Consider the following 23,566-nt stretch of genomic DNA (forward strand, 5'->3'; position numbering starts at 1 on the left):
AGGAGAGGAAAAAGGAACTCTTCCTCTCCCCGGACCCCTCACCATCATCTTTTTCTTCAAAGCTGGAATGTTCTGCGGCCGGTGCGCCTCGGGCCGGTGACCCGAGGCGACTGCACGTTCGGGAGGGGTGCGAAGAGGGAACCGCCCCTCGTTATCGGATCCGCGCCAGCAGGATGAGGATCCGAGGGTCTCAGGCCCTTGGCGAGAGATGCCAGGAGAGGACAGAGCCCTCTCCGGAAAGCCGCCGCTCAGTCCGCGCGGATATTCGCCCGCCGGATCACCGGCTCGAGCGTGCGCTTCTCGTTCTCCACCAGGGCTGCAAAGGCTTGTGGGCCGGTGCCGCCGAGAATGGTGCCCTGATCGACCAGCCGCCCGCCGATGGCGGGGTCGCGCAGCGCCACGGCAACGGCCTCGGCCAGCGTCGCGATGATCGCGTCCGGCGTGCCCACGGGCGCCGCCATGCCGAAGGCTGTGCCGAACAGGAAGCCCGGCACGCCCGCTTCCGCCGTCGTCGGCACGTCCGGCAGCTGTGGCAGCCGCTTCTCCGTCGCGACGGCCAGCGCGCGCACGCCGTTGCCGCGGATCTGCGGGATGATGTTCGGCACGTTGTCGATGACCATGTCGATATTGCCCGACACGAGGTCGGTTACGGCCGGTGCGGCGCCGCGGTAGGGCACGTGCTGGATATCCGTGCCTGTCTCGGCCTTGAACAGCTCGAGCGCGAGGTGAAGGCTGCTGCCCGCGCCAGCCGAGCCCGCGGTGATCTGGCCCGGCTTCTCCTTCGCCGCCGCCACCAGCGCCGCGAGGTTCTGCCAAGGCCGTGCGTTCGCCACGCAAACCACCTTCGGCGTGGTCGCCAGCAGCGTGATCGGCGAGAAGGCAGTGTTCGTGTCGTACGGCATCGAGGGATAGATGAACTGGTTCACCGCCAGCGGCCCCATGGAGGAGGCGAGCAGCGTGTACCCGTCCGGCGCCGCCTTCGCGACGAGATCGGCGCCGATGTTGCCGCCCGCGCCCGCGCGGTTGTCCACCACGAAGGGCTGCCCCAGCCGCGCCGCGAGAGATTGCGAGACGGAGCGCGCCAGCAGGTCCACCAGCCCGCCCGGCGGGAAGGGGACGACGATGCGAACTGGCTTGTTCGGATAGCCGCCGCCCTGCGCACGCACGGCGGGCGCCGCGAGCGCGGCAGCCGCGGCACCGAGCGCCGCGCGGCGAGTGATGGTGCTGTTCATGCCGTTCCCTCCCTTCCTGCTCAGTGCGCGCCGGGCGTTGCCGGGGGCGGCGATGCGGCGTCCTTCGAAGCCGCGGGTGGGAAGGGGTACTGCCCTGGCCGCGTCTCGACGGTGATCCAGCGCAGCTCCGTGAACTCCGCGATCCCCGCGCGCCCGCCGAAGCGGCCGTAGCCGGATGCCTTGGTGCCGCCGAAGGGCATCTGCGCCTCGTCATGCACGGTCGGTCCGTTCACGTGGCAGATGCCGCTCTCGATCCGCTGCGCCATCGCGATGCCGCGCGCCACGTCTCGCGTGAAGATCGCGGCCGACAGTCCGTACTCCGTGTCGTTCGCGACGCGCAGCGCTTCCTCGGCGTCCTTCACGCGGATCATCGCGACGACCGGCCCGAAGGACTCCTCGGCGTAGAGGGCCATCGCCGGCGTCACGCGATCGACGATGGCGGCCGGCATGATCGTTCCCTGCCGCGCGCCGCCCCCGTGCACCACCGCGCCCTTGCTGGCCGCGTCGGCGATCATGCGCTCCACCTTCACGGCGGAGGCCTCGTCCACCACCGAGCCGAGGAACACGTTGCCGCCGCGCGGGTCGCCCACCGGCAGCGCCGCGACGAAGTCGGCGAGCCGCTGCGCGAACTCGTCCGCGATACTCTCCACCACCACCAGCCGCTCGGTGGACATGCAGATCTGGCCCTGGTTCATGAAGGCGCCGAAGGCGGCGGCCTTCACGGCCTCGTCCAGGTCCGCGTCCTCCAGCACGATCATCGGTGCCTTGCCACCCAGCTCGAGCAGCACGGGCTTGAGATGCCGCGCCGCGTGCACGGCCACGATCCGCCCGACCTTGGTGGAGCCGGTGAAGTTGATCCGCCGCACCGCCTTGTGCGCGATCATCGCCTCCACCACTGCCGGCGCGTCCTCGGCCGAATGCGTCACCACGTTCACCACGCCGGGCGGCACCCCGCCCTCGCGCAGGGCCTGGGCGATCAGGCTGTGCGTGCCGGGGCACAACTCGCTTGCCTTCAGCACCACCGCGTTCCCGCAGGCCAGCGGCAGGGCCAGCGCGCGCACGCCGAGGATGACCGGCGCGTTCCACGGCGCCATGCCCAGCACCACGCCGACGGGCGCGCGGATCGACATCGCAAGGCACCCCGGCTTGTCCGAGGGGATCACCTCGCCCGTCGTCTGCGTCGTCATCGCCGCCGCCTCGCGCAGCATGCCGGCGGCCAGGTGCACGTTGAACCCGGCCCAGCCGGCCGTCGCGCCGATCTCCTCCGCCATCAGGCGGATGAACTCGGGGGCCCTGGCGGCCAGTGCGTCGGCGGCCTTGAGCAGGATGCCGCGCCGCGCGCCCGGACCCATGGCGGACCAGGCGGGGAAGGCGGCGGCGGCCGCGTCGCAGGCGGCCTCGGCGTCGGCCACCGTCGCAGCGGCGGCGCGTGTCGCCACCTCTCCCGTGACGGGGTTGCGGCGCTCGAAGGTTCCCTCGCCGGTGGCAGGGCGGTCCCCCTCGCCAATGATCAGCGGCACGTCCAGCATGGTCGTCTCCTCCGGTTATTTCTTGTCGTAGAGCTGCGGGATGACCGGATCGATCACCACCTCCACCAGCATCGGACCCTTGCTCGCCATGGCCTCCGCCAGCGCGTCGTCCAGCTCGCCGGCCGTGGCCGCGATGCGCCCCGGGCAGCCCATGCCGCGCGCCATGGTGACGAAGTCGAGCCCCGGCAGGTCGATCCCCGGCGCGTCCCGCACCTGCAGCACGCGCGAGAAGGAGCGCATGGCGCCGTAGCCCGCGTTGTTCATCACGACGACGGCGAGCGGCAACTTTTCCTGCACCGCCGTCCAGATCGCCTGGGGCGAGTACATGAAAGACCCGTCGCCGATGAGGCAGACCACCCGCCGCCCGCGGTTGGCCAGCGCCACGCCCACCGCGCCCGGCAGGCTGTAGCCCAGCCCGCCGCTCGCCATGGTGAAGAAGGTGCCCCATTCGCGCATCGGCATCTGCGCGTGCATGGTCGGGCGGTGCGAGGGCGCCTCCTCCACGAGGATGGCGCCCTCCGGCATTGCGGCGTGCAGCCGGTGCAGCGCGTAGGGCGCGCCGAGCGGACTGCCCGGCTCGGGCGGCGCCGGGCGGGCGCGGGGGGCGGGCAGGGGCCGCGCCGCGCCCTCGATCAGCGCGGCCAGTGCCGGCAGCCCGTGCCGCAGCGCGCCGAGGATCGCCGTGCCCACGGGCGCGGAGGCCGCGGTCTCCGGGTCCGTGGTCATCTGGATGATCGGGATGCCCGCCGAGAACAGCGCGCATTCGCCCGGCACGTGGAAGGTGAAGACCGGCGCGCCGATCACCAGCACCAGGTCGTGCCCGATGAGCGTGTCCGAGACCTGCTGCGGCGAGGCGTGCAGGTGCCCGGCGAAGAGCGGGTGGTCCTCCGGGAAGGAGAGGCGGGAGGAGAAGGGGCTGGTCCAGACCGGCGCGCCGATGCGCTCGGCCAGCGCCACCATCGCCGGCCCAGCGCCCTCCGCGTCAACCTCGGGGCCCACCACCAGCACCGGGCGGCGCGCGCCATCGATCGCGCGTGCGGCCTCCGCCAGCGCGGCCGGATCGGGCGCCGTGTCCGGGTGCCAAGCGCGCGCGGCAACGGGTTGGCAGGCCGCCGACCAGTCGTCGAAGGGAATGGAGACGAAGGTCGGGCCATAGGGCCGCTGCATGGCGATCCGGTGCGCCTGGGCGATCGCCGCCGGCACGTCCTCCGCCCGCGCGGGCTCGACCGAGAACTTCACGTAGGGCCGCGGGAAATGCGCCGCCTCGGTCGCGCCGAGAAAGGGAAAGTTTGGCAGCAACGCCCGCGTCTGCTGCCCGGCCGTGATCACCATCGGCGCCGCGTTCTTCATCGCCGTGAACACGTTGCCCAGCGCGTGTCCGACGCCGGCCGCGGAGTGCAGGTTCACCATGGCGCAGCGGCCGGTAGCCCGCGCATAGCCGTCGGCCATCCCGACCACGCTCGCCTCCTGCAGGCCGAGCACGTAGTGAAAATCCGAGGGCCAGCGGTCGAGGAAGGGCAGCTCCGTCGATCCCGGATTGCCGAAGACCGTGGTCATGCCGAGCTGCCGCAGCAGGTCGAAGGTCGCCTCGCGCACGGTGGTGCGAGTGGGGGTGGCGTTTCCGTCCATCATGGAGCGTCCGTATCCAGCCCCGCGATCAGGCGGCGCAGCGTGTCGAGGAAGGCGGCGCGGTGCTCCGCGCCTACCAGTTGATCGAGGGAGCGGTCATGCGCCTCCGCGTGCCGGCTCAGCGCCGTGAGCGCCGCCTCGCCGGCAGGGGTGAGGGAGAGGGCGTAGCTCCGCCGGTCCGCACCCCTGTCCCGCCGCACGAGGCCGCAGCGTTCCAGCTCCGCCAGCGCGGGGGTGAGGGTGGATTTGTCCCGCCCCACGGCATGGCCGAGCGCGGTCTGCGAGAGACCGGGATTCTCGCGGATCATGGCAAGCATGGCGAAGCGCCCGGGCTTGAGTCCCGATCCCGCCCCGCCCGACCCCGCGCTGCGCCGGGCGAAGGCCGCGAAGGAGGCCTCCTGCGCCAGCCGGAGGTGGAAGCCGATCGTGTCCGCCAGTGGCCCGAGCCGCACCCCGCCGCGCTCCGCGGGCGTCCCGTTCAGCACGCGCAGGGCAGGCGCCGCGCCTTTCCGGGCTCTTGGTGGATCGGCAAGGCCGGGGCTTGCCGGCGATGGCTGGGCCAAGTCGTCTCTCCTCCCGGCGGCGCGTCATGGGTCGCGCACCGCTCCGGAGGAACCGTAGGGGATCAAACGATCTGTCGGCAAGGGCGCCGTGCCGCGCCGGTCCTCAGCGCTGGGTGCGCGGGCAGAAGAAGCTGCTGCGGCCGCTCTGCACGATGCGCGCGACGCCCGCGCAGGCGGGCGGCCCCGGGCAGCGCGGGCAGGGCTGGCCGTGGCGGTCGTAGACCTCGAAGCGGTCCTGGAAGCGGCCGATCTCGCCATCGCTGCGCACATAGTCGCGCAGCGAGGACCCGCCGGCCTCGATCGCCTCCGTCAGCACGGCCTTGATTGCGGGCACGAGGCGCGCAGCGCGCGCGCCCGGCACCGTGGCGGCCAGGCGGCGGGGCGAGATGCCCGCGCGGAACAGCGCCTCCGCCACGTAGATGTTGCCGAGCCCCGCCACCATGCCTTGGTCGAGCAGCGCCGCCTTGATCGGCGTGTTCTTGCCGGTCAGCGAGCGGGAGAGGGAGGCGGCGTTGAACCCGTCATCCAGCGGCTCCGGCCCCATGCCCTGCAACAGCCGGTGCGAATCCTCGGCCTCCGTCGGCACGAGGTCGAGGCAGCCGAAGCGCCGCGGGTCCTGGAAGCCGACGCGCCAGCCATCCTCCGTCTCCATCATCAGGTGCTCATGCGCGAGGCCGTCAGCTGCGCCGCGCGCGTCCGAGAAGGCGCCCTGCGGGGCGATACGCGGCACCGGCCCTTCCCCCGGCGGCCGCGCCACCATCCGGCCGGACATGCCGAGATGGATGAGGGCCGATTCTTCTTCCGACAGCCGCATGAGCATGTACTTGCCCCGGCGCCGGAACCCCTCCACCCGGCGCCCGCCGAGGCGCTCGGCCAGGTTCTCGGGAAAAGGCCAGCGCAGGCCGGCGCGGCGGGTCTCGGCGCGGGCGATGGTCCGGCCGGTGAGCACGGCGGAGAGGCCGCGCATCACGGTCTCGACTTCGGGCAGTTCGGGCATGGCGGAGATATGGGAATGACGCGCCGCCCCTCCAGCCGGAACCCTCGCCCGTGGCTCCCGGCGGTCATAAGCTCCGCCACCTGCCCCGGGAGTTCATCCATGCGCCTGCGTCCCGCCCTGCTCCTCGCCGCACTCTTGACCACGGCGGCCTCGGCGGGCGCCGTCGAGGGTCCTGCCCGCCAGATGGTTGCCGCCGCCCACCCGCTGGCCGCTCGCGCCGGCCTCGACATCCTCCGCGCCGGTGGCAGCGCGGCGGACGCCGCCGTCGCGGTGCAGGCCGTGCTCTCGGTCGTGGAGCCCAACGCCACGGGTCTTCTCGGCGGTGCCCTCCTTCTTCACTGGGACGCCGCGGCGCGCCGCCTCGCGGGCTACGAGGGCATCGCCTCCGCCCCCGCGGCCGCCACCTCCCGCCTTGTGGAGGCTGCGGACGGAACGCGCGTCGGCGCGGCGACCGTCGCCCGCTCCGGCCGCGCGGTGGGCGTGCCCGGCACGCTGCGGATGCTCGCCCTCGTCCATGCCGACCACGGCCGCCTGCCCTGGCGCGACCTCCTGGCCCCTGCCATCCGCGCGGCGGAGGAGGGCTTCCCGATGCCGCCCACCCTCCACCGCGTCATCGGCGCGCGCGCATCGGAACTCGCGCGCGACCCCGATATCCGCGCCCTCTACTTCGGCCCCGACGGCAAGCCCCTGCCGGTCGGCACCCCGATCCGCAATCCCGCCCAGGCCGCCGCCTTGCGCCTGCTTGCCCAAGCCGGCTCCGAGGCCCTCTACCGCGGCCCGCTGGCCGGCGCGGTGCTGGAGGCAACGGGCCGCGAGCCCGTGTCCGGCTGGATGACGGCCGAGGATCTCGCGACCTATGAGGCAAAGCGCCGCGATCCCGTCTGCTCCGCCGCCTTCGGCCGCCAGGTCTGTTCGGCCTCGCCCCCCTCCTCCGGAGGCGTCGCCTTGCAGCAGCAGGTCGGGATGCTCGACCGCCTCGGCATCGCCCGCCTCGCGCCGGACTCGGCGGAGGCCGCCCACCTCATCCTCGAGGCCAGTCGCCTCGCCACCGCCGACCGCCGCCGCTGGATGGGCGACCCGGACCGCGTGCCCGTGCCCACTGCGCCCCTTGTCTCCCCCACCTATCTTGAAGCGCGCGCCCGCTTGATCGACCCCGCCCGTGCCATGGCCGAGGCGAGCGCCGGCAACCCGCTGGAGCGCCATGGCGGGCTGCCCGCCGCCTCCGATCCCCTGGCGCTCGCCGGCACCTCGCATGTCGCCATCGTCGACGCCGCCGGTGACGCGGTTTCCTTCACCACCACCAACAACCTTAATTTTGGGGCGGAGCGGCTGGCGGCCGGCATCACTCTCAACAACGGCCTGACCAACTTCGCCGCCAATCCCGGCCCCGCCGAGTCACCCGCCTTCAACGCCATGGCCGGCGGCAAGCGCCCCGTGACCACCATGGCGCCGACCATCGTCCTCGGGGCGGACGGCATGCCGGAGCTTGTTGTCGGCGCGGGCGGGGGGGCGCGCATCGTCGATTCAGTGGCGGTCGCGGTGGTGGAGGTCCTTGCCTGGGGCGCCGATACCCGCCGCGCCACCGGTCGCCCGCGCATCGGCGCCCAGAACGGCGAGGAGGAGCTGGAGGCGAACACCCCCGCCGCCGCGCTGGCCGAGCCGCTCCGCGCCATGGGCCACGCGCCGCGTGTGGGGGAGATGAACACGGGCCTCCAGCTCATCCGCCGCGTCCCCGGCGGTTGGGAAGGTGCGGCGGACCCGCGTCGGGACGGGGTGGCATTGGGGGACTGAGCCCCTTTTTCACCGAAGCAGGCTGGGGGGGCTGGGGTAGGCCGCCCCGGCGGCCTATCCTCCGGCCATGTCCCAGAACGACGCTACGAACGACACCATCGACTTCGGCTTCACCCCCGTCCCGCGCGAGAGCAAGGCGACCCTCGTCCGCCAGGTCTTCGACAGCGTGGCGCCGAAATACGATGTCATGAACGACCTCATGTCGGTCGGCCTGCACCGGCTCTGGAAGCGCGCCTTCGTCAACGCCATCGGCGCGGGCCCGCGCGACACGCTGCTCGACCTCGCGGCCGGCACAGGCGACATCGGCTTCCTCGCGAAGGAGCGGGGCGCGGGCCGCGTGATCCTGGCCGACATCAACGCCGCCATGCTCGGCGTGGGGCAGGGCAGGGCGCTCGGCCGGGGTCTCGCCTCGGGCCTCGACTTCGTCTGCTGCGACGCCGAGCGCCTGCCCTTTCCCGACCGTTCGGTGGAGCGCGTTTCCATGGCCTTCGGCCTGCGCAACTGCACCGACAAGCCCGCCGTGCTGCGCGAGGCCCGCCGCGTGCTGCGCCCAGGTGGCCGCTTCCTCGTGCTGGAATTCTCCCGCTTGCAGGTGGCGGCGCTGGACCCGCTCTACGACGCCTGGAGCTTCAAGGCCCTGCCCGCCATCGGCGCCCGCGTCGCCAAGGATTCCGAAAGCTACCGCTACCTCGCCGAGAGCATCCGCATGATGCCCGACCAGGAGGCGCTGGCGACGATGTTCCGCGAGGCGGACCTCGAGAACGTCACCTACCGCAACCTCTCCGGCGGCATCGTCGCCATCCATTCCGGGTGGCGGCTGTGAGCCTCGCCGGCAAGCGCGTCCTCCTGATCGTCTCTGGCTCGGTCGCCGCCTACAAGTCGCTGGAGCTGGCGCGCCTGCTCGGCAAGGGCGGCGCCACCGTGACCGGCCTGCTGACGGCCGGCGGCGCCCGCTTCGTCACCCCCCATGCGCTGCAGGCCATCACCGGCCGCGCCCTCGCGCAGGATCTCTGGTCGCTGGAGGAGGAATCCGCCCGAGGCCATATCCGCCTCGCGCGCGAGACCGACCTCGTCGTCGTCGCCCCGGCCTCCGCGGACCGGCTCGCCCGCATGGCGGCGGGCTTGGCCGACGACCTTGCCGGCGCAGCCCTCCTCGCCTGGGACGGCCCGGTGCTCGTCGCCCCCGCCATGAACCCGACCATGTGGTCCCACCCCGCGACCGGCGCAAACGTCGCGACCCTCATGGCGCGCGGCGTCACCTTCATCGGCCCGGAGGACGGCCCCATGGCCGAGGCCGAAAGCGGCACCGGCCGCCTCTCCGAGCCCGCCGCCATCCTCGCGGCCATCGACGCCATCCTCTCCGACCCCGACCACGGCGCCCCCGACGCCGCGCTGGAGGATGCGCTCGACGCCGCCATCGCCGAGCAGGAGGGCGAGCCCGCGCCGCGCCCGCGCCCGCCTTCCTCCTCCAGCTTCACCGAGGGCCTGCCGCATCCCGTGGATCACCACGCGGACCCGGTGGAGGCCGCTCCCTCCTCCTTCTCCGCCTCCCGCGCCGAGGGCGGACCGGCGCCGCACAGCCTTCGCGGCGCCGGGCCGGGCGCCCTGCCGCTCGCGGGCCGCCACGCCCTCGTCACCTCCGGCCCCACGCACGAGCCGATCGACCCCGTGCGCTACCTCGCCAACCGCTCCTCGGGGCAGCAAGGCCACGCTATCGCGGCGGCGCTGGCGGCGCTCGGCGCGCGCGTGACCCTTGTCTCGGGCCCTGTCTCCATCGCCGATCCCCGAGGGGTGGAGGTCGTGCATGTCGAGACCGCCCGCGACATGCTGGCCGCCTGCGAGGCCGCGCTCCCAGCGGATGTCGCCATCTTCGCCGCCGCCGTCGCCGACTGGCGGCCGGCTGCCGTGGCCGCCCAGAAGATGAAGAAACCCCTCGACCAGTCGGCGCCGCCGCTGGCGCTGGTGCCGAACCCGGACATCCTCGCTACCCTCTCGCGCCATCCGCGGCGCCCCGAACTCGTTATCGGCTTCGCCGCCGAGACGGAGCGGGTGATCGAGCACGCCCAGGCGAAGCTCGCGCGCAAAGGCTGCGACTGGATCGTCGCTAACGACGTCTCGGGCGATGCCATGGGCGGGGCGGAGAACACTGTTCACCTCGTGACCGGACACGGGGTGGAGCACTGGCCCCGTCTCCCCAAGGCAGAGGTTGCTGCCCGCCTGGCGGACCGCGTGGCCGAGGCCTTCCACTGATGAGCGCGACCATCCGCGTCACCCGCCTGCCCCACGCGCAGGACCTCCCCTTGCCGAGTTACGCGACGGAGGGCGCGGCCGCGATGGACCTGCTGGCCGCCGTCGACGCGCCCGCGGTGATCCCCCCCCAGGGCCGCGCCCTCATCCCCACCGGCCTTCGCGTGGCCCTGCCGCCCGGCCACGAGTGGCAGATCCGCCCCCGCTCCGGCCTCGCGCTCAAGCACGGCATCGTCCTGCCGAACTCCCCCGGCACGATCGACGAGGACTATCGCGGCGAGGTGCAGGTCATCCTCCTCAACGCCGGGAACGAGCCCTTCCGGGTGGAGCGCGGCATGCGCATCGCCCAGGCGGTGCTCGCCCCCGTGACGCGCGCCGTGTTCGAAGAGGTGCTGGAGTTGCCGGACACCCCGCGCGGCACGGGCGGCTTCGGCAGCACGGGGGCGCGCTAAGGGCGCTTGTCCCACCGCGCCGGACCGCCGACATCCCTCCCCATGGACGGATCCCTGCCCCAGGCACCCAGCCTCGACTTCACCGAGGAGGAGCTTCACCGCTACTCCCGCCACATCCTCCTCGGCGAGGTCGGCGCCATCGGCCAGTCGCGGCTGCGCGCGGCCCGCGTGCTCGTGGTCGGCGCGGGCGGGCTGGGCTCGCCGCTGGCGATGTATCTCGCGGCGGCGGGCATCGGCACCATCGGTCTCGTGGACCACGACACGCTGGAGCTGTCGAACCTCCAGCGGCAGGTCGCCCATACCACAGATCGCGTCGGCCGCCCGAAGGTCGAGAGCATGGCGGCCACGCTGCGTGCCCTGAACCCGCTGACCACCGTCGAGGCCCACGCGGTCCGCCTCACCGAGGAAACGGTGCGGGACCTCATCCCCCATTACGACATCGTCTGCGACGGCACGGACAACTTTCCCACCCGCTTCCTCCTCGGCGATGCCTGCCACCGCCTCGGCCGGCCTCTCGTCTCCGCCGCGGTGCTGCGCTTCGAGGGCCAGCTCTCCACCTTCAAGTCGCATCTTGGCGCGCCGCATCCCTGCCACCGCTGCCTGCACCCCGAGCCGCCGCCGGAGGGGCTCGTTCCCTCCTGCGGTGAAGCGGGCGTGCTCGGCGCCGTCACGGGGGTCATGGGCACGCTCCAGGCGACGGAGGTGCTGAAGGAGGTACTGGGCATCGGCGAATCCCTCTCCGGCCGCCTTCTCCTCTGGGACGCGCTGGACACGCGCTTCCGCACCATCCGCCTCCGCCGCGACCCCGCCTGCAAGCTCTGCGGCACAGAGGGGGCATGAACCCCCTCGGCATCCTCCTTCGCGGGGAGGGGCACGAGCCCGCGCACTATGCCCTCGTGCTCGCCACTGCCGCGGCCGCCATCGGCCGCCCGGTGACGCTCTTCGCCACCAATGCCGGCCTCGCCCTCTTCCGCCGCGATGCGCCGCTCCTTTCCGACCCGCGGGAGGCTCTCCTCGCCGGGCGCGGCGTCGCGGGGATCGCCACCCTGATGGAAGCCGCGGAGGAACTCGGCCTCCGCCGCATCGCCTGCGAGGCCGGCCTGCGCGCCGAGGAGATCCCGCCCGAAGCACTGATGGACGGCGTGGAGGTCGCGGGAGTCGTGACCTTTCTCGAGGCGGTCGGCCCGGGCAACGCCCTCTCCCTCTAGCCGCGGCGGTTTTGCAACGCGCGGTTGCACGCGGCGCCTTGACCGGCGGGCAGGGTTTTGCGCGTGATCGGCCCCTGATGAAACGCCTGCTCCCCCTCCTGTCCCTCCTGCTCGCGCTCTCGTCGGAGGGCCGGGCGCAGACGGCCGGATCGCTGCCGCCGCCGGTTCCCCGCGGCGCCACTGGCGCGCCCGCGCCGGCCGCCACGACGCCCGCACCGGCTGCCGCGGCGCCCACCCCCTCCGGCCAGGCTTCGCCGGCCAGCCCCGCGGCCCCCCGCCGCCCCGGCTCCAACCCGCCCCGCCCGGCGAGCGGCAGCGCCGCGCCTTCCGGGGCCGCGCCCGCCGCTAGGGCGAACCCTTCAACCAGCTCCGGCCGCCCGGCCAATCCGCCGGCCGGCGGTGCCGCGTCCTCCCGCCCGGGCCAGCTACGCGGCTCGGATGGCAAGGGCACGCAGCGCCGCCGCGCGGCTGCGGGGGCTGCGGCCGGTGCCGCCGCGGGCGCCGCCACGGCCGCGCCGCCCGCGCCGAGCCCCGCGCCCGCCCCGGCCGAGCCCGCGCCGCCGCCGATCGGCCCCGTCACCAACCTTCCTCTGCCGCGCTTCGCCTCGCTGCGTGCCGAGGAGGTGAACCTCCGTGCCGGCCCCGGCACGCGCTACCCGATCGAGTGGACCTACCAGCGCCGCGACCTGCCGGTGCAGATCGTGCGCGAGTTCGAGCTCTGGCGCCGCATCAGGGACATGGAGGGCACGGAGGGCTGGGTGCACCAGTCCAACCTCACCGGACGCCGCAACCTGGTCGTCACCGGTGAGGAGAGAGTGCTCCGCCGCCGCCCCGAGGAAGCGGGTTCCGTCGTCGCGCGCCTGCAGCCCGGTGTGCTCGGCCGCATCCGCCTCTGCGCGACGGGGGAGGGCTGGTGCGAGGTCCAGGTAGGCGACCTTCGCGGCTGGCTCCGCCGCACCGACTTCTTCGGGACCATGCCGGGGGAGGAGGTGAAATGATCCGCCCCGCGTACCGGCTTGCCGACCGCCGCCCCGAGGCCCTATCCCGCTGAGGAGGAAGCGCCCGACAGGGGCGCCGCGCAGGGGAAACGCCGCATGACCGCACCGCACCGCCTCGGCCGCAGGCTCGCCCTCGCGCTGCCCGCGCTGGCCCTCGCCGCGCGCGGGGCCGGGGCGCAGACCGCGGGCGGCGTGCCGCTCCGCCTCGTCGTGCCCTTTCCGGCCGGTACCACGCCCGACACCCTCGCCCGGCTTTACGGCGCCGCCATCTCCGGTCCGCTCGGCCAGCCGGTGGTGGTGGACAATCGCGCGGGCGGCGGCGGCATGATCGCGGCCGAGTTCGCGGCCCGCGCGGCGCCCGACGGCAATACCCTCTTCGTCGGCAGCAACGGCACGATCTCGATCAACAAGCACATCACCGAACGCATGCCCTTCGACCCCGACCGGGACTTCCGTCCGGTCGCCTTCCTCGGGGTCTCCATGCAGGTTCTCGTCGTGCGCCCGGGCCTCGCGACCGACCTCGCCGGCTTCCTCGCCCATGCGCGGGCGGAGGAGGTGAACTACGCGAGCGTGGGCGCGGGCTCGGCCGGGCACCTCTTCATGGCGGGCCTCGTCAGCCAGCTCGGGCTGAAGGGCCAGCACGTCCCCTACCGTGGCGCGCCCCAGGCCCTGCTCGAGATCGCCGCCGGGCGGGTGGAGGTGATGGTCGCCGCCATCGGCTCCGCCCTGCCCCTCATCCGGGAGGGGAAGGTGGTCGCGCTCGCCGTCACCGGCCCCGGCCGGGACCCGCTGCTGCCGGAGGTGCCGAGCTTCGAGCAGGCGGGCGTGCCCGGCTTCGCCCTGGGGGTCTGGAACGCCCTCTTCGCCCAGCGCGCGGTACCGGACGCGACGGTCGGGCGGATCGCCGCCGCCATCGCCGATGCCCAGCGAGACGAATCGGTGCGCCGCGGCGTGACGGCCGCCGGCTTCACGGTGGAGGCGCTCGACCCCGCCTCGATGAGCCGCTTCATCGCCGAGGAAAGCGCCCGCTGGGGCGAGATCGCGCGCGCGACAGGCGTGCGCCTGACCGACTGACCGGGGCGTTGGGCAGGGAGGCTTCGCCCGTGGCCAGGTTGAGCCGTCGGCGCGGCCCTCTGGCCACAACAGCCCCGCGATGCGCCCGAACGCGCCGTTCCCTGAATTCCAGCCGTCTGCGAAAGGGATTATAAGCCTCGGCGCATCCATTCCCCTGCATGAGGTCGCTGCGCCGTGCCTGACCTGCTGCATCCCCAGGAGCGCGACCGACTGCTCGCGGGCCTGCGCCGGCTGCTTCGCCGCACCCTCCTGGATGGTCGCCCGCTTTCCGGCCTGGCGCATGCCGAGGCGCCCGGCGCCAAACTCGATGTGCTCGACAACGCCGTCGCGGCCGAGGCTCTGGCGATCCCCGCCCTGCGTGAGGCGGACCCCACGCTGGCCGATGACCTCCTCCTCTTCCTCTCGGCCGTGGCGGAGGAGCCCGGCCCCACCACCCGGGCCCTGCGGCCGCTGGAGGCCCAGGAGGCGCCTCGGCGGGTGGAGATCGTGCGGAACGACCCTGCCGGCTTCCGGATCCTCACCCCCTGGCACGAGTTTACGGGCGACCTCACCCACGGTCTGCTCCGCCAACGGGTGCGCGAGGCGCCGGAGGGCCGTGTCAACCACTCGGAGGAGGAGCTGCGGAAGCGCGGCGTGCTCCACACCGGCAACATGGTGCGCCTGCGCGCCGCGAACGGCATGCCCGGCCTGCTCGGCCGCCTCTCGCTTCGCGCCCGCACCCTCGACGTGGAGGAGGCGATCACCGCTCAGGGGATCCGGACCGAGGACGAGGAGGCCGTGCTATGGCACGAGAGCGCGCTGCGCCTGCGCCCCCTGCCGGGCCTTTCGCTCGATGTCGGCACCGTTCGCTACGAGTACCGGGTCTCCGCCGCCGATCCGCTGCTTCGCCTGACCGTCACCCTGCGCGCCAGCCCCCGAACCGGTCTCTCCTCCCTCCGTATGACCACGGCGGCCGACGCGCTGTCCGACGCCGTCCCGCCCTTCGAGCACGCCTCGGTTGGCCGGGACGGCGCCCAGGCCCTCCGGGGCGAAGCCCCCTTCGAGGACGACGAGCTGATCGCGCAGGACGCCATCGATTCCGTCCACCTTTGGCAGTCCGGGCGGCCGGAGGAGGCGCTTGCTCTGCATATCCGCCCCCGAGCGGGGGAGGCGTTGTTCAGCGTTCGCGTCCGCGGGCGGGACGGCGCGCCGCACTGGCTCGTCCTGCGCCACGGCCTCCCCAACGTGCCGGCCGGCGGCACCGCCACTGTGCGGGAGGACCGGCTGCTCGCCCTCGGGACCGCCCAGGGAGGCCCCGCCGCCGCGCTCCGCCTCATGCGCGTGCCCACGATGCTGACAAGCCGCGACCCTGGCCAGATAGGGATCGGCTCCACCCTCTCCGCCCTCGCGGCCACGGTGCTGAACGCGCCCGGCTTCGCCCGTCCCCTTCCGCGCGACCGCCTCGCAGTGTTGCAGGACCTGCTCGACCGGCAGATCACCGCCCTGCCGGATGAGGAAGCCTCCGCGGCCCCCGTTGCCGAGCTGGCCGCGCTTTCCCTCGCGATGGACGCCGCCTGGCGTGCCGGCGGCCTGCCGCGCGACCGGCGTCGGCTGCGCGCCCTCCTCAGCCGGCTCTCCGAAGCCGCCTCCCCAGCGGGCGCCTTCGGCAGGAGCCTGGAGGAGCACGGCGCGGCCATCCTCGCCCTCGCCCGCGGCGCCACCCTCATCCCTGAGGCCTGGCTGCTCGACGCGCTGCGTCGCGCCGTGCTGGCCCTGGAGGCCGAGGGGCCGCGCCTGGCCGGCAGCTCGCCCAAGCCCGGCCCCCCGTCCACCCGGGCCCTCGCCGCCCTGCTGCGCGGGGTCCGGGCGGTGGAGTTCCTGGCCGAGACGGGCCGCATCCCGCCCGACGCCGCCGTGCTCGCCCGCGCTGCCGCCCTGCGGGAGGCCTCGCTTGCCATCCTTTCCGGCCGCCTTCACGCCACGGGGGACCGGATGGAGGTGCTGTCGACCGAAGGGGGCAAGCCCGATGCGCTCGCCACCGCCTCGCTTCTTCTCGCGGTCCTCTCGCCCGACGAGGTGGCGCTTTCCATGGGGCTGGTGACGGCTTGAGAAGAACCGCCCGTTCGGCAGCGCGCCTCGCCTCGCTGGCGCTGCTCCTCGCGGCCGCCGCCTGCGCCGCCCCGGCCTCGCCGCGGGAGCCGCCGATCGCTTATCCGCCCTCCGTCCGGGCCCGGATGCTGCGGATCGCCGAGGCGGAATGGGCAGAGTGGGGTCGGCTCGCCGCCGGCCCTGGGCTGCCACACCTGTCCAGCGGCGCGGAGGGTGCGATCGAGGCCTTCCCGCGCGTCCTCGCCTACTGGCGCGCAGTGCCCGAGGAGGAGGCCACCTCGGCCATCGCGCGCAACCGCGCCCGGTGGTCCGCCGAGCTGGGCGGCACCCCGCGGGAGGGGGTCTGGTCCGAGCCCGCCTGGTCTGCCGCTTTCGTCTCCTACGTCATGCGCGCGGCGGGGGTGGACGAGCGCGAGTTCCACCCCTCCGCGTCCCACGCCTTCTACCTGGACGCCATCCTGCGCGACGCCGCCGAGTTCCCCGCTCGCGCGCCCTTCCTGCCGCACGACCCGGCCGGGCGCGCGCCCGAGCCCGGCGATCTCATCTGCGCCGACCGATCCCGCCGCCCGCTCGCCTCCTGGCGGGACCGGCCGGCCGAGGCGGGGCGCTTCCGCCCGATGCACTGCGACATCGTCCTGCGCACCGCCCCAGGCGTTGCGGAGGCGGTCGGCGGCAACGTCGCCGACGCGGTGACCCTGACGCTTTACGCCACCGACGCGGCCGGGATGGTGCTGCCCCGTGGTCCCGGAGAGCCGGTTGTTTTCGCTATCATCGAGAACCGGCTGGGTCGGCTACCCCCCTTTCAGCCTGCCCTGATTATCTCTGAACGAAGAGGGTAGAACCCGGCTTTGCACTTTGGTGTTCCCCTTTCTTAGCTATTCTTTCGAAGCGGCTATCGACAAGCCTTGCCAATATAACCATGTTCCGCGCCCGTGCCGTACCCGCTGAATTTGGCGAATCGGTGCGGCAAGTGTTGCGAAGTATTTCTTAAGGAAGTTCCGATGCCCGAAACAACCGAAACCACCTCACGGCGCAAATCGGGTTTCGACCTTGACTCCATGAGTGCGCAGGAGCTGACCGCCCTTATCGAGGCCGCGGAAGCGAAGCGCACTGAAAAGCAGGAAGAGGCTCGTAACGCGCTGATCGAGGAATTCCGCAGCAAGGCCGCTGAGATCGGGCTCGATTTCAAGACGCTCGTTCCCGCGGCTGCCGGAGCCCCCGCGCCGCAGCCCACGGGGCGCCGCACACGGCGCGATGCCGGCGGATCCGTTGCGGTGCGATTCCGCGGCCCGAATGGCGAAACTTGGAGCGGGCGCGGCCGCATGCCGCGCTGGCTCTCTGCCATGGAAGCTTCTGGGCGCAAGCGGGACGAATTCCGGGTCTGATCGGCGGGCCCGCGATCCGTGGGCGCTGAATACCGTTGCCAGGCATTATCTCGCGAATTGGTGTTTTGCTCGTTTTTTCTGGGGGCGGTCTCAACCGTGAGCATGGGAGGGGAAGAGGCAGCTCTTCCTTTCTCTGGATGTTTTGCCGGCGCGAGTTACAAACCGGCTGGCACTGCCGGCCCCTAATCGGCCGTGATACGTGCCTCCCGGATCACCGCGCCCCATTCCGCATGATCCGACTTCCATAACGCGCCGAGCGCCTCGGGCGGGGCGGCCCACACTTCGTTCCCACCGCGGTCGAGCGCCTCCCGCACCCTCGGGGTGTCCATGGTGGCCATCGCCAATTCGGCCAGAGCGTCGATGATCGGGACGGGCGTTCCCCGTGGCGCGGCCAGGGCGAGCCAGGTGTTCGCGTCGAAACCGGGCAGGCCGCTTTCGGCCACGGTATGCAGGTCTGGCAGCCAGGGCAGGCGCGTGATGGCCGCCGCCGCGATCGGCCGCAGCTTGCCCTCCTCGATCAGCGGCCGCGCCGTTCCGAAGGGAGAGGCCATCGCGGCCACACGCCCGCCCATGAGGTCGGTTAGCCCCGGGATGGTGCCGCGATAGGGCACATGCGTCATCTCCACCCCGGCCCGCTGGCAGAGCAGCGCCATAGCCAAATGATGCGGCGAACCGTTTCCGGCGGAGGCATAGGCCAGGGCACGCGGTGCCGCCCGTGCCTGAGCGACGAGCCCGCCGATGTCCCGCACCGGTGAAGCCGCGCCCACGACGAAGACCAGCGGGCTGCGCGCCAGCAGCGCCACGGGCGCGAGGTCCGTCAGCGGGTCGATCGCCATGTGCCCCATATGCGGGTTCACGGCCACGATGTTGTTGCTCATCAGCAGCAGCGTGTGGCCATCGGGCGCGGCGCGCGCCACGGCCTCGGCGGCGATGTTGCCGCCCGCGCCGGGCCGGCTCTCCACCACCATGGCATGGGGCCAGCGCCGCCCGCTCTCCTCCGCCAGGATACGCGCGACGAGGTCTGGCGCGCCGCCGGGGGTGAAGGGCACGATGAGCCTTGGGGCGCGCACCGGAAAAGCTGCCTGGGAGAGGCCCGGCTGGGCTCCGAGCAGCAGACCCGCCAGCGCTCCGATGCCGCGACGGGCGATCATCCCCCGGCGATCCGCGCAGCCGATCGTCCGGCCGCGATCCACGCGCCGGCCCTCATCCGGCGGTGATCCGCGCGTCCCGGATTACCTTGCCCCAGGTCGCGTGCTCGCGCCGCCAGAGCGCGCCGGTCTCCTCCGGCCCCATGGTGTCGGGCACCAGCGCCACCCGGTCCTGCGCCGGGCGGAGCTTCGGATCATTCATGACGGAGGCGCAGAACTCCGCCAGGAACCTGACGGTCGCCGGTGGCGTGCCGCGCGGCACGGCCAGCGCCAGCCAGCTTCCCGCGTCGAAGCCGGGCAGGCCGCTTTCCGCGACCGTCGGCAGGTCCGGCATCCAGGGCAGGCGCGTCGCACCCATGGCCGCGATCGGCCGCACCATGCCGGACTGAATCAGCGGCAGGGCCGGGCCGAAGGGGGAGGCCATGCAGCTGACGCGTCCGCCGCCGACATCGGAGAGCCCCTCGGGCGTGCCGCGATAGGGCACATGGGTCATCTCGATCCCCGCCATGCCGCAGAGCATGGCCATCGAGACATGGTGCGGCGTGCCGTTGCCGATGGAGGCGTAGGTGAGCAGCCCCGGCTGTTCCCGCGCCATGGCCAGCAGCCCTGGCAGATCGATCGCCGGGATGTTCGTCGCGCCCACCAGCACGAAGGGGCTCTGCGCGAGCATCGAGACGGGGGCGAGGGCGGTCAGCGGGTCGATCGGCATCGGACCGACATGCGGGTTCATGGTGATCATGTTGTTGCTGACCACCACCATCGTGTGCCCGTCCGGCGCGCTGCGGGCAGCGAGCTCCGCTCCGATATTCCCCGCCGCCCCCGGCCGGTTCTCCACCACCGCGCCGAAGGGCCAGCGCCGCCCGCTCTCCTCCGCCAGCATCCGCGCGGCCACGTCCAGGGAGCCGCCGGGCGTGAAGGGCACGATGATCCGGGGCGGGCGCTGCGGGAAGCCCGCGGGCTGGGCGAGGGCGGCGCGCGCCAGGAAGGGCGTGGCGAGAAGCGCGGGGAGGGAGCGGCGGCGGATCATGAGCGGGCGTCCTGCAGGGCGGCCCAGACGCGCTCGGGCGTCGCGGGCATGTCGAGGTGCTCCACCCCCAGCGCGTCGCAGATGGCGGAGATGACGGCGGGCAGTGCACCCACCGTGCCAGCCTCGCCCGCGCCCTTGGCGCCGATCGGGTTGGTGGCCGTCGGCTGCGGGTTGGACAGTACCTCGAAGACCGGCAGGTCGCCCGCCCGCGGCAGCGCGTAATCCATGAAGGAGGCGGCGAGGAACTGCCCGCTCTCCGCGTCGAAGCGCGCCTCCTCCATGACCGCCTGGCCGAAGCCCTGGGCGATGCCGCCATGGATCTGCCCGTGCATGAGCAGCGGGTTCACCACCGTGCCCACGTCGTCGGCGACGGTGTAGCGGTCGAGGGTAATGCGCCCGGTCTCGGGATCGACCTCCACCTCACACAGGTGGCAGCCATTGGGGAAGGTCGCGTCGCCCGGTGCCGCCATGGTCTGCGCGGTCAGCCCGCCATCCTCCCCGGGCGGCAGGGGGCCGGGCGCGTGGGCGGCGGCGGCCACCTGCGCCAGCGTCACGCCCTTGTCCGTGCCCGCCACGGCGAAGCGGCCACCGGGAAGGGGGGTGAACTCGATATCGCCCTCGTCGCATTCGAGCATCCGGGCCGCGATGCGCCGCCCCCGCTCGATGATCCGCTCGGAGGCGCGGGCAACGGCCGTGCCGCCGGCCACCATCGTGCGGCTGCCGAAGGAGCCGCGGCCCTGCGACACCGCGTCCGTATCGCCGGCCACGATCCGCACCCTCTCCGGCGCCAACCCGAGCATGCTGGCTGCCATCTGCCGGAACACCGTCTCGTGCCCCTGCCCGTGGTTGTGCGTGCCCAGCAGGAAGGTCGCGCTGCCATCGGCGTTCACGCGGATCTCGGCGGATTCCGGGGCGGGCGTGCGCGGCGGCCCCGCGCTAATCTCGATGGCGTTGGCAATGCCGAGGCCGCGCCGCATCCCCCGCGCCTCGCTGGTGGCGCGGCGGGCGGCGAAGCCCGGCAGGTCCGCGGCCTCAACGGCCATCGCCATGCCGCGCGCGAAGTCGCCGCTGTCGTAGGTGAAGATGAGGCCTGTCTTGTACGGCATGGCCTCGCGCGGGATGAGGTTGCGCCGCCGCAACTCGATCCGGTCCATCCCGAGGCGCGCGGCGGCCACGTCGATCGCGCGCTCCACCGCATAGGTCGCCTCCGGCCGCCCGGCTCCGCGGTACGGCGCCAGCGGCTGCGTATTGGTGAAGGCCCCGCGCACCGTCGCCGCGATGCGCGGCGTGCGATAGACGCCCGCTAGCCCGCCGAGATTGTTCGTGCTCGCGTGTGGTCCCATCAGCGCGAGATAGGCGCCGAGATTGGCCGCCGTCTCGATCCGCAGCGCGAGGAAGTCTCCCTCCGCATTCAGCGCAAGCTCCACGCGGTTGTGCGTGTCGCGCCCGTGCGGATCACTCTGCATCCCCTCCGTCCGGTCGGCGGTCCAGCGGATCGGGCGGCCGAGGGCGCGGGCGGCGAAGAGCAGCGCAGCGTGCTCCTGCGTCGGCTGGCCGCGCAGCCCGAAGGCGCCGCCCATGTCCGGCGAGATCACCCGCAGCGAGGAGGCAGGGATGCCAAGGATCGCAGCCAGCTCGTCGCGCACGGGATGCGCGCCCTGCACGCCGCTGCGAAGGGTGAAGCGCCCCTCCGCCGGGTCGTGCCAGGCGACCGCCGCGCGCGGCTCCATGAAGGCGCCGACGACGCGGCTGATGCGGAAATCGAGCGAGACGACATGCGCCGCCCCCGCGATGGCCGCCGCCACCGCCGCGTGGTCGCCGAGCTTCCACTCGAAGGCGAGGTTGCCCGGCGCGAGCCCCGGCCAGACCTCCGGCGCCCCGGGCGCGAGCGCGGCGGCGGCGTCTGTCACCGCCTGCCGCGTCTCCCAGTCCACGACGATCGCCTCGGCCGCGTCGCGCGCCTGCGCCGCCGTATCGGCCGCGACGAGCGCCACGGGATCGCCGACATGCGCGACGGCGTCGATCGCCAGCGCGCGGTAGGGCGGCCGCGGCATGGGCGCGCCGCCGGGCAGGGCGCGCGGCACGGCGCAGGGCAGGGGGCGCAGCGACGCCATGTCCGCCCCGGTCAGGATGCCCCGCACGCCCGGCATGGCGCGCGCCTCGGCCGTGTCGATGGAGAGGATGCGCGCCGCCGCGTGCGGGCTGCGCAGGAACACCGCGTGCAGGGCGCCCGGTGGCACCTCGTCCTCGGTGTAGCGGCCGAGGCCGCGCAGCAGGCGCTTGTCCTCGTGCCGGCGGACCGGGGCGCCGATGCCGGCCTCCGTGGGAAGAACCGAGCCGTCCATCACGTCCCCCGCCGCCGCGCTGCCGCGGTCAAAGTATGATCGATATGCCGTCCAGCACGGCGTCGCAGTCGATCATGTCGAAGCGCTTGCGGCTGATCAACCAGCCCCCGGCCCCGTCCGCCTCGAACTCGTGGGTTGCCCGCCCGACATAGCGCCGGTGCCGGTTGTTGCGGAACTCCGCTACCTCGTAGGAGCAGAGCGTGCTGTTCGGCACCGGTCCGGCGCGCAGGTTGGTGACGAGCCGCACCGTCCGGCTTGGCGGCTTCTGCGCGTGGAACATCGCGTGGCGGAAGCGCCGCACCCGTGTCTCCAGCAGCCGCCGGTCGTCGTAGATGTGGCTGACCGTGTCGTGCGGGCTCGCCTGGTCCCACTCCGTCGGCACCCAGTAGGCGCAGACGGGAGCGTACATCGCCAGCCACTCCTCCAGCTTCCAGGCATCCAGCAGCGCGGATTCCCGGATCACCAGGGCGGCGAGCGCGGGATCAAGCGCCGGCGGCGGCGCCTCCAGCACCGCGCTCATGCCGTCATCCAGCGGCGCCAGGCCGCGAACTGGGCGCGCAGGTGGATCTCGCTCGTGCCGGTCTGGCCGCGCAGCGTGCCGTTCGCCTCGTTGGCGTCGCCGCCCATGCCGCGCTTTACGTCCACCCAGTCCCCGCCCTGGCTCGCCAGCCCGTCCTGCACGCGGGCATAGGTCTCGAGGTCATCCGTCAGCACGAGCGAGCCCACGCCGTTCACCACATTGGCGAAGGCAATGCTGTCACGGAACATCTCCGGCGGCGCGAGGGGCATGCGGAAGGTGTAGGTCGTCACCACCGTGCGGTTCACGCTGATCGGTTGCACCACGCGCAGCTGGCGGAAGCGGCTCATGAAGGAGAGGTTCGGGTACACCACGGTATTGAAGCGCTGGATGGAAAGGATCTCTTCCGTCCGCTCCACCCCGTGCGTCTCCTCCAACGCCTTGCGATAGGCCATCTGCACCGGGTCCTCCGCCGGGCGCGCGGCCATGTGAGCGTCGGTGTGGTAGTCGCCCATGAAGGAGTGGCCCGACGCGCTGGCCCAGATGCCCAGGCTCTCCCACACCGCGGCCGGTGCGCCGTTCTGGCGCATCTGCTTGATCTGCACCTCGCCCGCGCCGTCGCTGTGCACCGTGTCCTTCTGATCCCGCGCGGCGGCGACGGAGGAGGCGTGGACGAAGCGCGGGTGCAGCGTGTCGTTGTGGTTCTCGATCACCAGTTTCCAGTTGCCGTCATAGGCGTGGCGCGAGACGCCGCCGGCCACCTCCAGCAACCCGCCCGGCGCCCGGTCCACCATGTCGTCGAAGGAGGAGGCGACGGGGCCGAGGAATTCCGCCAGCGTCGGCCCCTCGGCCGCCAGGCTCGCGAAGATGAAGCCACGGTAGTTCTCCACCCGCGGCACGCGCACGAGGTCGAGCGAGCCGTCCTCCGGCGGGTAGGCACCATCGCCGTAGCCCTCCGGCAGCGGCACCTCTGCCAGCTTGCCGTCGAGGTCGAAGGCCCAGCCGTGGTAGCAGCAGACGAAGCGCTTCGCCTGCCCCGTCTCGTCCATCGTCAGCTTCGCGCCGCGATGGGTGCAGCGGTTGAACATCACCCGGATGACGCCGTCGCGCCCGCGCGCCACGATCACCGGCTCCCGGCCCATCTGCGTCGCGAAGAAGCGGCCGGGGGTGGCCACCTGGCTCTCGTGGCAGAGATAGAGCCAGGCCCGCCCGAAGATGCGGTCCATCTCCATCTCGAAGATGGCAGGGTCCACATAGGCGGCGCGGTGCACGCGCCCCTCCTGGACCATCTCGGCCGGGTCCAGCCGGCCTCGCGTCGGGAGCGGCATGTCCATGG

At 73.1% G+C, this 23,566-nt stretch carries 21 protein-coding genes; 11 read left to right on the forward strand and 10 right to left on the reverse strand.

Going from position 1 to position 23,566, the window contains the following annotated elements:
* Positions 1-248: 248 nt before the first annotated feature.
* The 5 genes from D9599_RS14100 to mutM all read right to left on the reverse strand — a co-directional run bounded on the left by D9599_RS14100 (position 249) and on the right by mutM (position 5,950).
* The gene (locus tag D9599_RS14100) at positions 249-1,232 is read right to left on the reverse strand and encodes a tripartite tricarboxylate transporter substrate binding protein (RefSeq protein WP_198381865.1); all 984 of its coding nucleotides are present in this window, start codon (positions 1,230-1,232) and stop codon (positions 249-251) included.
* A gap of 20 nt (positions 1,233-1,252) precedes the next feature.
* Positions 1,253-2,761 carry an aldehyde dehydrogenase gene (locus D9599_RS14105; protein ID WP_198381866.1) on the reverse strand — a complete coding sequence of 503 codons (1,509 nt, stop codon included), beginning with the start codon at positions 2,759-2,761 and terminating at the stop codon, positions 1,253-1,255.
* Between the two features lie 15 nt (positions 2,762-2,776).
* Positions 2,777-4,393 carry a benzoylformate decarboxylase gene (mdlC, locus tag D9599_RS14110; protein ID WP_232480498.1) on the reverse strand — a complete coding sequence of 539 codons (1,617 nt, stop codon included), beginning with the start codon at positions 4,391-4,393 and terminating at the stop codon, positions 2,777-2,779.
* A complete protein-coding gene (locus tag D9599_RS14115; protein WP_232480499.1) occupies positions 4,390-4,953 on the reverse strand; it encodes a MarR family winged helix-turn-helix transcriptional regulator in 564 nt (187 codons plus the stop codon). Before D9599_RS14115 ends, mdlC begins: the two co-directional genes overlap by 4 nt.
* 103 nt (positions 4,954-5,056) lie before the next feature.
* Positions 5,057-5,950: a bifunctional DNA-formamidopyrimidine glycosylase/DNA-(apurinic or apyrimidinic site) lyase gene (gene mutM / locus D9599_RS14120; protein WP_198381867.1), complete on the reverse strand. Its 894-nt coding sequence runs from the start codon at positions 5,948-5,950 to the stop codon at positions 5,057-5,059.
* A 99-nt stretch (positions 5,951-6,049) separates the two neighbouring features.
* Here mutM and D9599_RS14125 point away from each other — a divergent pair, with 99 nt between their 5' ends.
* From D9599_RS14125 to D9599_RS14175, 11 genes are all read left to right on the forward strand, one after another.
* A complete protein-coding gene (locus D9599_RS14125; RefSeq protein ID WP_198381868.1) occupies positions 6,050-7,741 on the forward strand; it encodes a gamma-glutamyltransferase family protein in 1,692 nt (563 codons plus the stop codon).
* A 67-nt stretch (positions 7,742-7,808) separates the two neighbouring features.
* Positions 7,809-8,564, forward strand: a complete 756-nt coding sequence (locus D9599_RS14130; RefSeq protein WP_198381869.1) for a class I SAM-dependent methyltransferase — start codon at positions 7,809-7,811, stop codon at positions 8,562-8,564.
* Entirely contained in the window at positions 8,561-9,991 is a 1,431-nt protein-coding gene (locus D9599_RS14135; protein WP_309228626.1) for a bifunctional phosphopantothenoylcysteine decarboxylase/phosphopantothenate synthase, read from the forward strand. The genes D9599_RS14130 and D9599_RS14135 overlap by 4 nt, the downstream gene beginning before the upstream one ends.
* A complete protein-coding gene (gene dut / locus D9599_RS14140; protein ID WP_198381871.1) occupies positions 9,991-10,440 on the forward strand; it encodes a dUTP diphosphatase in 450 nt (149 codons plus the stop codon). Before D9599_RS14135 ends, dut begins: the two co-directional genes overlap by 1 nt.
* Before the next feature lie 42 nt (positions 10,441-10,482).
* On the forward strand, positions 10,483-11,280 hold the full coding sequence (locus tag D9599_RS14145) for a molybdopterin-synthase adenylyltransferase MoeB (RefSeq protein ID WP_198381872.1): 798 nt from the start codon (positions 10,483-10,485) through the stop codon (positions 11,278-11,280).
* Positions 11,277-11,648 (forward strand): DsrE family protein, encoded by a 372-nt coding sequence (locus D9599_RS14150; RefSeq protein WP_198381873.1) that lies wholly within the window; start codon positions 11,277-11,279, stop codon positions 11,646-11,648. Before D9599_RS14145 ends, D9599_RS14150 begins: the two co-directional genes overlap by 4 nt.
* Positions 11,649-11,725: 77 nt before the next feature.
* On the forward strand, positions 11,726-12,646 hold the full coding sequence (locus tag D9599_RS14155) for an SH3 domain-containing protein (protein ID WP_198381874.1): 921 nt from the start codon (positions 11,726-11,728) through the stop codon (positions 12,644-12,646).
* Positions 12,647-12,742: 96 nt separating this feature from the next.
* Positions 12,743-13,720 carry a tripartite tricarboxylate transporter substrate binding protein gene (locus D9599_RS14160; protein ID WP_198381875.1) on the forward strand — a complete coding sequence of 326 codons (978 nt, stop codon included), beginning with the start codon at positions 12,743-12,745 and terminating at the stop codon, positions 13,718-13,720.
* Between the two features lie 174 nt (positions 13,721-13,894).
* Positions 13,895-15,808 carry a hypothetical protein gene (locus D9599_RS14165; RefSeq protein WP_198381876.1) on the forward strand — a complete coding sequence of 638 codons (1,914 nt, stop codon included), beginning with the start codon at positions 13,895-13,897 and terminating at the stop codon, positions 15,806-15,808.
* Positions 15,805-16,647, forward strand: a complete 843-nt coding sequence (locus tag D9599_RS14170) for a DUF2272 domain-containing protein (RefSeq protein ID WP_232480500.1) — start codon at positions 15,805-15,807, stop codon at positions 16,645-16,647. Before D9599_RS14165 ends, D9599_RS14170 begins: the two co-directional genes overlap by 4 nt.
* Positions 16,648-16,809: 162 nt before the next feature.
* Positions 16,810-17,193 (forward strand): H-NS family nucleoid-associated regulatory protein, encoded by a 384-nt coding sequence (locus D9599_RS14175; protein ID WP_198381877.1) that lies wholly within the window; start codon positions 16,810-16,812, stop codon positions 17,191-17,193.
* A 182-nt stretch (positions 17,194-17,375) separates the two neighbouring features.
* Here D9599_RS14175 and D9599_RS14180 read toward each other — a convergent pair whose 3' ends face one another.
* Genes D9599_RS14180 through D9599_RS14200 form a run of 5 tightly spaced genes read right to left on the reverse strand, consistent with a single transcriptional unit; the run spans position 17,376 to position 23,564 of the window.
* Positions 17,376-18,344, reverse strand: coding sequence for a tripartite tricarboxylate transporter substrate binding protein (locus D9599_RS14180; RefSeq protein WP_198381878.1), 969 nt, complete (start codon positions 18,342-18,344; stop codon positions 17,376-17,378).
* 52 nt (positions 18,345-18,396) lie between these two features.
* Positions 18,397-19,368: a tripartite tricarboxylate transporter substrate binding protein gene (locus D9599_RS14185; RefSeq protein ID WP_198381879.1), complete on the reverse strand. Its 972-nt coding sequence runs from the start codon at positions 19,366-19,368 to the stop codon at positions 18,397-18,399.
* Positions 19,365-21,713: a xanthine dehydrogenase family protein molybdopterin-binding subunit gene (locus tag D9599_RS14190; protein WP_198381880.1), complete on the reverse strand. Its 2,349-nt coding sequence runs from the start codon at positions 21,711-21,713 to the stop codon at positions 19,365-19,367. Before D9599_RS14190 ends, D9599_RS14185 begins: the two co-directional genes overlap by 4 nt.
* A gap of 28 nt (positions 21,714-21,741) precedes the next feature.
* Positions 21,742-22,233 (reverse strand): aromatic-ring-hydroxylating dioxygenase subunit beta, encoded by a 492-nt coding sequence (locus tag D9599_RS14195; RefSeq protein ID WP_198381881.1) that lies wholly within the window; start codon positions 22,231-22,233, stop codon positions 21,742-21,744.
* Positions 22,230-23,564 (reverse strand): aromatic ring-hydroxylating dioxygenase subunit alpha, encoded by a 1,335-nt coding sequence (locus tag D9599_RS14200; RefSeq protein ID WP_198381882.1) that lies wholly within the window; start codon positions 23,562-23,564, stop codon positions 22,230-22,232. Before D9599_RS14200 ends, D9599_RS14195 begins: the two co-directional genes overlap by 4 nt.
* Between the last annotated feature and the right edge of the window lie 2 nt (positions 23,565-23,566).

The sequence above is a fragment of the Roseomonas sp. KE2513 genome (genome assembly GCF_016107305.1).
Classification (GTDB): domain Bacteria; phylum Pseudomonadota; class Alphaproteobacteria; order Acetobacterales; family Acetobacteraceae; genus Roseomonas.